Raw genomic sequence first — 12,461 nt, forward strand, 5'->3', positions numbered from 1 at the left:
CAAGCCAGCTCCTACAGTTGATCGAGTGCGACCTTGGGTCAGTCGTCGAGGGCTTTGACCGATTTGGGCGAGAGACGCAGGCTGCGCAAGCTGCGCTTGACGCTCTTGAGGTGGTTGACCAGGCTCGGGCCACGCGCCATCGCCACGCCCATCGCCAGCACGTCGATCACCACCAGGTGGGCGATGCGCGAGGTCAGCGGCGTATAGATCTCGGTGTCTTCATGCACGTCGATCGCCAGGTTGACCGTGGACAGCTCCGCCAATGGCGTCTGGCTCGGGCACAAGGTGATCAGCGACGCGCCGCTTTCACGCACCAGGTTGGCGGTGATCAGCAAGTCCTTGGAACGGCCCGACTGGGAAATACAGATCGCCACGTCGGTAGGCTTTAACGTCACCGCCGACATCGCCTGCATGTGTGGGTCGCTGTAGGCCGCCGCCGTCAGCAGCAGGCGGAAAAATTTGTGCTGGGCATCCGCCGCCACCGCGCCGGAGGCACCAAAGCCATAGAACTCCACGCGCTGGGCCTGGGACATGGCGGTCACGGCTTTTTGCAGTTCGATCGGGTCGAGCTTTTCCCGCACTTCCATCAGGGTGTGCAGGGTGGTATCGAAAATTTTCAGGCTGTAGTCGGCGACGGAGTCGTCTTCGTGGATCGCAAACTGCCCGAAGCTGGCACCGGCCGCCAGACTCTGGGCCAGTTTCAACTTCAAGTCCTGGAACCCCGAGCAACCGATGGCGCGGCAGAAACGCACGATGGTCGGCTCGCTGATCCCCACGCTGTGGGCCAGGTCAGCCATGGAACTGTGCATCACGGCCGCAGGGTCAAGCAGCACGTGATCGGCAACCTTGAGTTCCGATTTGCGTAACAGGTGGCGCGACTGGGCGATATGTTGCAACAGGTTCAAAGGGCAGGACTCTTGTTATTGGCAGGCGCCAGGGATGTAGCAAGCTTGTAGTTATACTACAAGAATTGCGGATTTGCCCGTTCGATGCATCACTAAATCGCCCTACTACCCCCTGAATCAGCGGGCATATGCGATGTAGCACCCGATGGCGCCTCGCTAGCAGCCAGGAAAATCCGCATTTTTCCGTAACAAATCCGCCAGCCCTTCGGCCTCGATCGGCCGGCTGATCAAATAGCCCTGTACCTCATCGCAGTTTTCGGCGCGCAGGAAATCCAGCTGCTGCTGATCCTCCACACCCTCGGCCACCACCTTGAGCGCCAAGCCATGAGCCATGGCGATGATGGCCCGGGTAATCGCCAAGTCTTCGCGCCCCTGGCCCAGGCCCCGGATAAAGGTCTGGTCGATCTTCACGTAATCCACGGGGATGCGCTTGAGGTAGCTGAGGGACGAATAGCCGGTGCCAAAGTCGTCAATCGCCAGCTTCACCCCCAGGTCGCGCAGTTGCTGGAAGGTGGCGATGATGTGCTCGACGCTGTCGAGCAACTGGCTTTCGGTCAGCTCCAGCTCCAGGTACTGCGGGGCCAGCCCGGTTTCATCCAGCACCTGGCGCACCAGGCTGACCAGCTTGCCCTGGCGCAACTGGTGCACCGACAGGTTGACCGACACACGGATCGGCGCCAGGCCCTGGCGCTGCCATTCACACGCCTGCCAGCAGGCCTGGCGCAGCACGAACTCGCCTAATGGCACGATCAATCCGGTTTCTTCTGCCAAGCCAATGAAATCACCGGGCGGCACACTGCCCCATTGCGGATGGTCCCAACGCACCAGCGCCTCGGCGGCGTTCATCTTGCCAGTGGCCAGGCACAGCTTGGGTTGGTAGAACACCTTCAATTGGCGTTCATCGATGGCTTTGCGCAGTTGGTTTTCCAGCTGCAGGCGCTCAAGGGTGCTGGCTTGCAGGCTGTCGGTGTAGAACTGGAAGTTATTGCCGCCCAAATGCTTGGCGTGCTGCATGGCCATGTTCGACTGGCTGACCAACGCGGAAATTTCCCGCGCGTTATCCGGCAACAGGCTGACACCGATTGAGGCGCTGACTACCAACTCATGCCCCTCCACCGCCACCGGCACCCGCAACTTGGCCAGCAGCCGGGTGGCCACTCGCGCCAGGCTCGACAGGCTGCCATAAGCGTCGAACAACACCGCAAATTCATCGCCGGACAACCGCGCAATGGTGTCGGCCTCCGGCAACGCGTTGATCAGGCGCCGCGCCATTTTTTGCAGCAATTGGTCGGCGACTTCATGGCCCAGGCTGTCATTGAGCAGCTTGAAGCGGTCCAGGTTGATATGCAGTAACGCCAGGCTGCGGCCGCCCTGGCGCACCCGCTGATGGGCCTCGCGCAGGCGCTCGCGAAACAGCGAGCGGTTGGCCAGGCCCGTCAGTTCGTCGTAATGGGTGAGGTAGCGCATGCGCTCCTCGGATTCGCGGCGCGCCGACAGATCGGCGAAGAAGCCCACGATGTGACTCACGTTTCCCCGAACATCGCGCACTACGCTCAGTTGCAGCCATTGCGGGTACAGCTCGCCGTTCTTGCGCGCCTCCACCAATTCGCCCTGCCAACTGCCGTGGCTCAACAACGCCTGGCGGATCACCGGGAAGTGTCGGCGGGCATCGCGGCTGCACGGCAACTCCACGACGTTGCGCCCGAGCATGTCGTCGATATCAAAGCCGGTCACGCGACTGAAGGCCTGGTTGACCGCAATCAGCACGTACTCCGGGTCCAGTATCACGATGCCTTCGCTGGCCGCCTCGAACACCGTGGACGCCAGCCGCAGCTGTTCTTCCACCGCCTTGCCGGCACTGATATCGCGCCGGGTACCGAGCATGCGCGTCACGCGCCCGCTGGCCGCACGCTCCACGGCGCGCCCACGGTCCTCGATCCACACCCAGCGCCCGTCGCCATGGCGCACGCGGTACTCCACCTGGTAGTCCTCGCTGCGCCCTTTCAAGTGCTCCACCAGCGCGCGCTTGAGCAGCGGCAAGTCGTCCGGGTGCAGGCGAGGCGTGAGGTCGCGCAACATCGCCGTGACGTATTCCGGCTCCAGGCCGAACAACTCCTTGAGCTGGGTGTGGTGGACCTCGTCGGTTTGCAGGTTCCAGTCCCACAAACCCAACTCACTGGCCTGCAATGCCATCGCCAGGCGCGCTTCGCTTTTGCTCAGGGCCAGGCTGGCGGCGTCCAGTTGCTGGCCGCGTTGTTCGACACGGTGTTGCAGGCCGACCTGGGCTTCACGCAACTCCTGCTCGACCTGGCGCCGCTGCTCAACCTCGCGCACCAGGTCCTGATTCAACTGCTCGCTGCGCTGACGGGCCTGCTGCAGGTGCTCGATCAGGGCCTGGTTCTGGAACCGGCGCAGCAAACCGCGCTGGATCAGGCGGTTGACCTGCCATGCCACCAGGCTCAGGGATGCCAGCAGAATCAGGCCCAGGTAACTCCAGCCCTGCAGTTGCGGTTCGCCGCTCCAGAATAAATAGAGGATGGTGGGCACCAGGCAGGGCAAGGCAAACGATAAGAACGCCGGCACGCTCACCGCGTAGGCCACGCTGGCCGATAAGGTGGCCACGCCAATCAGGCCGAAGATCCAGGCCTGCTGCACGAAACTGTCTAGGGGCACCAGGACAATGGCCGCGCTCGCCAGGGTCAGGCCGCTGGCCGCCGAGCCCAACATGAACATGCGCCGCCAGACCGGCTGCGCCTGCCGGCTGGGCAGGGCGCTATCGAAGGCCGCCACCTGGATCACGCGCATCGCCACCAGGGCCAGCAACCACACCAGCCAACTGCCGACCAGCACGTAGCGCTGCGGGCTCCAGAGCAACCAGGCGCAGACCAGACCGTTAATCAACATCAATAAAGTGGGCAGCAACGAACCTTGGTACAACAGACGCGTGCGCTCGACCGCCATCTCCATGGCGTAGTGCTTGCGGATAACTTGCGCCGGCGCGACAGAAGGGCCAGGCAAGTCGGTGCTGAGGGTCATAGGCAGTGTTCTTATAATGGTGAGCCCGAAACGTCGACGGAGCATACACAAGCGGGCGGGCAGACCAAACTGCTCTGGATCATAAAAATCGGCGAATAAACCATCGCAAACCTTGGGCCCAGAGGGGCTGAACAAGACAGGGCGCGGGCTACAGGCGATGACTTACCGGTCATCACCGTGGATCGATTATTTGCCGATTGAAGATCGCCGCGGATTTTTTTGTGCCGACCACCCGGCAATGGGATTTGCCCCCCTTCCCCCGGCACCCTAGAATGCGCCGATGCGCGATGATCTCTCCCTTTTGCTGAATTCCCTCAACGATGCCCAACGCCAGGCCGTAGCAGCCCCCGTTGGCCGTCAGTTGGTCCTGGCCGGTGCTGGCTCCGGTAAAACCCGAGTGCTGGTGCACCGTATCGCCTGGTTGATCCAGGTCGAGAACGCGTCGCCGCATTCCATCCTGTCGGTGACCTTCACCAACAAGGCCGCTGCCGAGATGCGCCACCGCATCGAGCAGTTGATGGGCATCAGCCCGGCCGGAATGTGGGTCGGCACCTTCCACGGCCTGGCGCACCGCTTGCTGCGGGCCCACTGGCAGGAGGCGGGCCTGGCCCAGACCTTCCAGATTCTCGACAGCGATGACCAGCAACGCCTGGTCAAGCGGGTGATCCGCGAGCTGGGCCTGGATGAACAACGCTGGCCGGTGCGTCAGGCCCAATGGTTTATCAACGGCCAGAAAGACGAAGGCCTGCGCCCGCAACATATCCAGGCCAGTGGCGACTTGTTCCTGGCCACCATGCGCAGCATTTATGAAGCCTATGAAGTGGCCTGCCAGCGTGCCGGCGTCATCGACTTCTCCGAACTGCTGCTGCGGGCCCTCGACCTGTGGCGCGACAACCCCGGCTTGCTGGCCCATTACCAGAAGCGCTTCCGGCACATCCTGGTGGACGAGTTCCAGGACACCAACGCCGTGCAGTACGCCTGGTTGCGCCTGCTGGCCAAGGGCGGCGACAGCCTGATGGTGGTGGGCGACGACGATCAGTCGATCTACGGCTGGCGCGGCGCGAAAATCGAGAACATCTACCAGTATTCCGACGACTTCCCAGACGCCGAGACCATTCGCCTGGAGCAGAACTATCGCTCCACCGCCGGGATCCTCAAGGCCGCCAACGCCTTGATCGCCAATAACACCGGGCGCCTGGGCAAGGAATTGTGGACCGACGGCGGTGAAGGCGAGGCAATCAACCTGTACGCGGCCTTCAACGAGCACGACGAAGCGCGCTACGTGGTGGAAACCATTGAAAGCGCCCTGAAAACCGGGCTGGCCCGCAGTGATATCGCCATTCTGTACCGCTCCAACGCCCAGTCACGGGTACTCGAAGAGGCCTTGCTGCGCGAGCGCATTCCGTACCGCATCTATGGCGGCCAGCGCTTCTTCGAGCGCGCAGAAATCAAGAACGCCATGGCCTACCTGCGTTTGCTGGAAGGTCGCGGCAACGATGCCGCGCTGGAGCGGGTGATCAACGTACCGGCACGGGGCATCGGCGAGAAAACCGTCGAGGCGATCCGCGAACATGCGCGTCACAGCGATGTGTCGATGTGGGAGGCCATGCGCCTGCTGATCGCCAATAAAGGCCTGACCGGCCGCGCTGCCGGAGCGTTGGGTGGGTTTGTCGAGTTGATCGACAGCCTCGCCGCCAAATGCCTGGAAATGCCGCTGCACCTGATGACCCAGACCGTGATCGAACAATCCGGCCTGATCGCTTATCACGAGGCGGAAAAGGGTGAGAAAGGCCAGGCTCGGGTAGAAAACCTTGAGGAACTGGTCAGCGCCGCCCGCGCGTTCGAGAACAGCGAGGAAGATGCCGACCTGTCGCCACTGGCGGCGTTCCTCGGCCACGCCTCCCTGGAAGCCGGCGATACCCAGGCCGACGAGCACGAAGACAGCGTGCAACTGATGACGCTGCACAGTGCCAAGGGCCTGGAATTCCCCTACGTGTTCCTGGTGGGCATGGAAGAAGGCCTGTTCCCGCACAAGATGAGCCTGGAAGAGCCCGGCCGCCTTGAAGAAGAACGCCGCCTGGCCTACGTGGGTATCACTCGGGCGATGCAGAACCTGGTGATGACCTACGCCGAGACACGACGCCTGTATGGCAGCGAGACCTACAACAAGGTGTCGCGTTTCGTACGGGAAGTGCCCAAAGGGCTGATTCAGGAAGTGCGCTTGTCCAATAGCGTCAGCCGGCCGTTTGGTGGCGGTCAGCAGCAGAACTCCAGCAACATGTTTGCCGGCTCGGAAATTCCCGAGACCCCGTTCAGCCTTGGCCAGCAGGTCCGGCATGCGATCTTTGGCGAAGGGGTGATCCTCAACTTCGAAGGCGCCGGAGCCCAGGCCAGGGTGCAGGTGAACTTCGCCGAAGGCAGCAAGTGGCTGATGATGGGTTACGCCAAGCTCGAAGCGGTCTGACTGAGCGTTCCCACGCTCTGCGTGGGAACGATCGGGCGCTCTGCCTCGGTGAGATGGGTCGCCTTGCCCTTGTTTTTAACCAGTACGGGCCAATATCTGTAATTAGTCCTACAGACCATTCGCAAAGGTCTTACGCAAAAGCCCGAAACATTATGCCGCTAGCCACTGCCTCTGCACCTGTGCAACATGGCGCGCGTGCAATCCACAAATGGGAATTCCCTTTATGAAACGTTTTCTTAGCATCGCCATGGCGTTGTGCATCGGCCTGACGATGAGCCTCGACGCCAACGCCAAACGCTTCGGTGGCGGTAAAAGCTCCGGCGCAGCACCGAGCCACCAGACCAGCCAAATGGCCCCAGCCGCTGGCGGCATGGGCGGAGCGGCTGCCACCGCAGGTGCAGCCGGTGCCGCTGGCGCTGCTGCCAAGGCCGGCGGTGCTTCGCGCTGGTTGGGCCCTCTGGCCGGTATCGCTGCCGGTGGCCTGCTCGCTTCCATGTTCATGGGCGGCGGCTTCCAGGGCATGCAGATCTTCGACATCCTGATCATGGCGGTCATCGCTTTTGTGATCTTCCGCTTCATCGCCGCCCGTCGCCGCAAGCAGCAGGAGCACCTGGCTCCAGCCGGCGCGCCGATGCAGCGTGAAGTGTTCGAGCAAAAGCCTGCCATGGGTTCGATCTTCGGCGGCTCGGCAGCACCTGCTGCCGCTCGTCCGGTGATCAACGCGCCAGCCTGGTTCAACGAAGAGCGTTTCGTCGAAGCGGCCCGCAACCACTTCCAGTCCCTGCAGCAACACTGGGACGCCAACGAAATGGACAAGATCGCCGAGTTCGTGACCCCGCAACTGCTGGAGTTCCTCAAGCGCGAACGTGCCGAACTGGGCGACGGCTTCCAGTCGACCTACATCGACGACCTGCGCGTGCAGTTGGAAGGTGTGGATGATCGCGCCGACAAGACCATCGCTACCCTGACCTTCAGCGGTACGTCGAAGACTTCGCGCTTCGACCAGGGCGAAGTGTTCAGCGAAAGCTGGAACATGGAACGTCCACAGGGCGAAAACCAGCCTTGGCTGGTAGCCGGTATCCGCCAGAACGGCTGATCCGCAAAGGCCTATAGCCTGCTGTAAGAAACACCCCGGTCTTGTGCAGCGCTTTAAGAAGCCTGCACAGCCGGGGTGTTTTTTTGCCTGTGGAAAAGTCAGCATGGGGTTTTGCTGGATTAATGAGAACGACTCTCATTATACTCGCCCTCCCCGGTTCTGCCCGAGCATAGGAAAGTGCCGCCGTGCTGGAAAAACTGTTCACTCAACATGCACCCGCGTTGCATCGGTATCTGTTGCGCAAAAAGTGCTCCCCAAGCCTGGCTTCGGACCTGGTACAGGACACTTTCCTGCGCATCGCCCAGTTGGAGAGCCTGGAGCGCGTGCTGTGCGCGCCGTCCTATCTGTTTCGGGTAGCGCACAACCTGATGATCGACCATCACCGCCGCTATGGTGAAAAGCGCTACGACAACGACCCCAGCGCCTTCTTCGCCACCCTGGTCGACGAAACCAGTTGCCCTGAAGAACAGGCCCTCGGCGCGTTGGAACTGGAGCACCTGGAAAGCCTGCTGCAACGCATGCCACCGCGTACCCGCGATGTGTTCATGCTGTGCCGGGTGGAAGGCATGACGCACAAAGAGACCGCGCGCTATTTACGGATATCCACAAGCTCTGTACAAAAACACATGGCAATGGCCCTGGCCAGGATTGGCCGGGCGCTTGAGCCGGACCAAGAGGGCTGAGCCTTGTGTACGACAAAGAGCCAAAAGGTAAATAGACCGAACCGTGAACGCCTCCCCACAGACTATCGACCCGGTAGAGCGCAAAGCTGCCGACTGGGTGATGCGCCATCGCCAAGGACAGCTTTCGGCACGTGAACTCGAGGCGTTTCAGCGCTGGCTGGCCGCCGACCCTTTGCACGCCGCCGCCGCCGAGCGCGCCAATCGTGCTTGGCTGGCCACCGCGCAGCTCAAGCAACGTCCCGGCTATGTAAAACCCCAACGCCCGCCGCGCTCTGCCTGGCTGCGCATGCCGGTGGTCGGCGGCAGCGCCGTGGCGGCGCTGGCGTTGGGCTGCTGGATGCTGCTGGCACCACCTTTCTGGGTCCAGGCCCTGAATAGCGACTATCACACCGGGTTTGGCGAGGTGCGCCAGATCACCCTGGCCGACGGCAGCCAGGTGCAACTGGGCAGCCACAGCATCCTGAGCCTGGCCTACGACGACCAGACCCGTCGGGTGCGCCTGAGCCAGGGCGAGGCGGTCTTCACCCCTGCGCCAATGAATGAACAGGAGCGGCGGCCCTTCACCGTACAAGCGCCCGGGGCCGATATCACCGCGCGAGGCACGCGTTACCTGGTCGGTGTCGGCAAGGATCGCGAAGGCTGGGTGGGGGTGCTGCAGCATCGGGTCGAGGTCAACCTGACCCAGCACGGGCGCGATGAAGCCGCAGGTTCCGCGCTGCTGGAGCAGGGCAACAGCCTGCACTTCAGCCCCAGAACGGGCCTGGTGCCGCTGAACACCAGCCCCGAGGAACTGGCCAGTTGGCAGGAAGGCCGGCTGGTATTCCAACGCGAATCCCTGGCCGACGCCGCCGCCCGCATCAACCGTTACCGACCGGGGCTGGTGCTGGTCAAGGGCGAGGCCCTGCGCAACGTGCGGGTCAGTGCGGTAATGCGCCTGGATAACCTCGACACCGCGCTTGAACATCTGGTGGCGCAAGTCCACGGGCGCATGTTCGAGCTGCCAGGACTGACACTGATCTACTGAGCCGCCTCGCACGGCGTCAATTTCAAAAAAAACATAAATAACGATATTTATAGATCATAACGATCTATCGCGTTTTTGCAGCTGGGCCGTTTCTACTACATGTGAATAAATCTTATTTACTTTAGTGAGGCCGGTTTTGCAGACGCAAGAGAACAACAAAAAACGCCAGGCAACAAAACGCACCCGACTGAGCCTGGGGATTGCGTCGGCCGCCATTGCGCTGGTCGCCAATGCCGCCACCATCAGCCCGGTGCTGGCAGCGCCAAGCGCAAACCACGCCCCGGCCACTGACGTGCACAACTTCGACGTGCCCGCCCTGGCGCTGGATCAAGCCTTGGTCCTGCTGGCGCGCCAGGCCGGTGTCGAGTTGTACCTGGGCAGCAACGACTTCACCAACAGCTACGGCAACCCGGTCAAGGGGCGCTTGTCCCTGGACACCGCGCTGCAAACGCTGCTGGCCAACCAAGGAGTCAGCTACAGCCTCACCGGCTCAGCCGAGCGCCCGATCATCCAGGTGCAATCGGCACCGAACTCGGCGGGTATCCAGGCCGGCGACTTGCACCCGACCTACGTCATGGGCATGGAAGGCAAGCAGTCCCGGGACGAAAAGGGCTACAACGATATCTACGACCATGACATCTCCTCGGTGTATGCCGGCAAGGAGCAGATCGAACGCTACAAAGGCGCAGCCCCCGCCGATATGTTCAAGGGCATGCTCAACGTGTACAGCGGCGACTCGCGCAACAGCGGCGCACTGGACCCAAACATCCGCGGCATCCAGGGCCCCGGCCGCGTGCCTGTGACCATCGACGGTACCGAACAGGCAATCACCGCTTACCGCGGCTACATGGGCGCCAACAACCGCAACTACATCGACCCCAACCTGATCGGCAGCATCAAGGTGCTCAAGGGCCCGAACCTGGAGCGTAACGTCTACAGCGGCATTGGCGGCGCAGTGGTGGCCAGCACTCTAAACGTCGACGATGTGCTCAAGCAGGACCAGGAATATGGTGGCGAACTTAAAATCGAAGGCAGCAACAACTCGGTGTCACCCAAACTACCGACGCTGATGACCGGGCAAATGCCCAGCCCCGGTTATGAATATTCACCCATCAGGGGCTATTACGATCACTCGCTGTACAAACACCCACGCACCAGCAGCAGTAACAAACTGCTGTCCAGCGATGACTCCGCCTACCGCCTGGCACTGGCCACGCGCCAGGAAAAATTCGAACTGCTGGCAGCCTACGCCTTCCGTGAAAAAGGCAACCACTACGCAGGCAAGAACAAGAGCGGCTTCTATTCCAGCGGGAAGAAAGTCAACGGCGAGTTTGACTACATTCCCAACCTCGCCACTATCTACAAACCGGGCGATGAAGTGCCCAACACCTCCAGCAAGATGGAGTCCTGGCTGGGCAAGGCCAAACTCAAGATTGATGAAAACCAGTCCCTGGAATTCGGCTATCGCGACACCGATGCGCTGTACGGCGAGATCCTGCCATCACGGATCTCGTTCTTTAAACCCGGCACGACTTACGACGCCGCCACCAACGGCGTGCCGCAATGGCCGTTGAGCCATGTACAAAGCAAAGCCTACAACCTGGAATACAACCTCAAGCCCGAAGGTAACCCGTGGGTGGATTTCTATTCCAACCTGTGGATGACCAACACCCGCAGCGATACCTACAGCAGCGGTGGCGTCCCCAATCAAACCACCATGGCCGACCCGGTGTACCGCAATACCGCCCTGGCCAACGCCAAGCATGATCGTATCGGCCTGACCGCAAGCAATAAGTTGAAGTTGCTCGACAGCCTCGACCTGACCCTGGGTGGTAGTTATCAGCATGAAAAGTTGGGATCGAACGACAACTATTACGACCCTATCATCAGCGACACGTTGCGCATGTACCCTCGGGCCGGGCGCCGCGAGGAACAGGAATACAACTTCAAATTCGACTGGCGGCCCGTAAGCTTTGCCAAGTTTGAGGCGGGGATGCGTTATTCGTCTTATTGGGCATTTGATGATTACTTGAAAAGTGCCCAGGACAAGAGTGGGATAACAACACAATTTGAAGAAACCGGGCGTCGGGTGGATTACACCACGCAAAAAACACTGACGGATGCAGAATTAAAAACAATCATTGATCAGAAAGTTGAAAACATGAAAGGGCTCTGGGATGTTTTCGGCGCCACAGAGGCCGAACGTTTGGCTGATATAGAAGTGATTAAGCAAGAAACATCACCCGTTCAAAAAACCCAACATAGGGTTAACTGGGAGAGCGATGGTAAAGGTCGCTATTCACGCGCTAACAACCCATGTATCAATGGCTTGAATGCAGGCGAGAATATTATTTCCTGCAGCTCTTCCGGAAACGGCAAGGGCTACGAAAAAGATATCAAAGCCAAACACCAGAAAGACAGTGGCTGGACACCTTCGCTTTCTGCAACCTTCTATACCTCGGAAAATGGCCGGGTCTACCTGCGCTACAGCGAGGCCATCCGTTACCCAAGCATGTTTGAAAGCACCATGGGCTTTTCCTCATCGGTCAACCCCTGGGGGCTTGAGCCAGAACATGCGCATAACTACGAAGCCGCCTACATCCATAACCTGGCCGGCTGGGGTGGCAGTGAAAGCGCCGACATCAAGCTGAGCTATTACTACAACACGACCAAAAACGTGATCGAACGTGACCCACAACTGCGCTTCAGTAACCTTGAGAAGCAAGTCACTTCCGGCGTGGAGTTCCAGGGCCGCTACGATAACGGACGGTTTTTCACCGACATGAGTATCGGCCACGTCCTGAAAAACAGAGTCTGCGATGAAAACTCGGCTGTCTCCGTCAGCACCGACGGTAGCACCCCCAACTGCGTGGAAGACGGTTTTGTAGGCGGATACCTGGTGAGCATGGCAATGCCGGAGTGGACTGCCAACCTCGGGTTAGGTGCGCGCTTCCTTGATCGCAAACTGGAAGTGGGCGGACGGGCTATTTATTACCGCCAACATGAAAACAAGTTCTATGACAACTACCCCAACAGCGCCATGGTCAGTTATTACCTGAATACGCCCATGTCATGGGACAAGATCATCACTTATGACGCCTACGTTAACTATAAATTGACCGATGACGCATCCATCGAGTTAACCGGCACCAACTTGAGCAACCTTTATTACATCGACCCACTCACGCGTTCGGCCATGCCCGCACCCGGTCGAACGTTGAAACTCGCTTTCACCACTACTTTTTAACTTGGG

The 12,461-nt window shown here is 60.4% G+C and carries 7 protein-coding genes; 5 read left to right on the top strand and 2 right to left on the bottom strand.

Annotated elements, in window-relative coordinates:
• Positions 1 to 38: 38 nt before the first annotated feature.
• Entirely contained in the window at positions 39 to 905 is an 867-nt protein-coding gene (hexR, locus tag ACSSVH_RS26130) for a transcriptional regulator HexR (RefSeq protein WP_029290040.1), read from the bottom strand.
• 156 nt (positions 906 to 1,061) lie between these two features.
• Entirely contained in the window at positions 1,062 to 3,941 is a 2,880-nt protein-coding gene (locus tag ACSSVH_RS26135; protein WP_170042033.1) for an EAL domain-containing protein, read from the bottom strand.
• A 280-nt stretch (positions 3,942 to 4,221) separates the two neighbouring features.
• Here ACSSVH_RS26135 and uvrD point away from each other — a divergent pair, with 280 nt between their 5' ends.
• The 5 genes from uvrD to ACSSVH_RS26160 all read left to right on the top strand — a co-directional run bounded on the left by uvrD (position 4,222) and on the right by ACSSVH_RS26160 (position 12,455).
• Positions 4,222 to 6,405 carry a DNA helicase II gene (gene uvrD, locus ACSSVH_RS26140; RefSeq protein ID WP_169954024.1) on the top strand — a complete coding sequence of 728 codons (2,184 nt, stop codon included), beginning with the start codon at positions 4,222 to 4,224 and terminating at the stop codon, positions 6,403 to 6,405.
• 223 nt (positions 6,406 to 6,628) lie between these two features.
• Complete coding sequence (locus tag ACSSVH_RS26145) at positions 6,629 to 7,501, top strand: Tim44 domain-containing protein (RefSeq protein ID WP_169954025.1); 873 nt, start codon at positions 6,629 to 6,631, stop codon at positions 7,499 to 7,501.
• A 185-nt stretch (positions 7,502 to 7,686) separates the two neighbouring features.
• A complete protein-coding gene (locus ACSSVH_RS26150) occupies positions 7,687 to 8,184 on the top strand; it encodes a sigma-70 family RNA polymerase sigma factor (RefSeq protein ID WP_169954026.1) in 498 nt (165 codons plus the stop codon).
• Positions 8,185 to 8,227: 43 nt separating this feature from the next.
• Positions 8,228 to 9,208 carry a FecR family protein gene (locus ACSSVH_RS26155; protein ID WP_492633900.1) on the top strand — a complete coding sequence of 327 codons (981 nt, stop codon included), beginning with the start codon at positions 8,228 to 8,230 and terminating at the stop codon, positions 9,206 to 9,208.
• Between the two features lie 136 nt (positions 9,209 to 9,344).
• Complete coding sequence (locus ACSSVH_RS26160) at positions 9,345 to 12,455, top strand: TonB-dependent receptor domain-containing protein (protein ID WP_432754797.1); 3,111 nt, start codon at positions 9,345 to 9,347, stop codon at positions 12,453 to 12,455.
• The last annotated feature ends 6 nt before the right edge of the window (positions 12,456 to 12,461 follow it).

The sequence above is a fragment of the Pseudomonas sp. HC1(2025) genome (assembly GCF_058742075.1).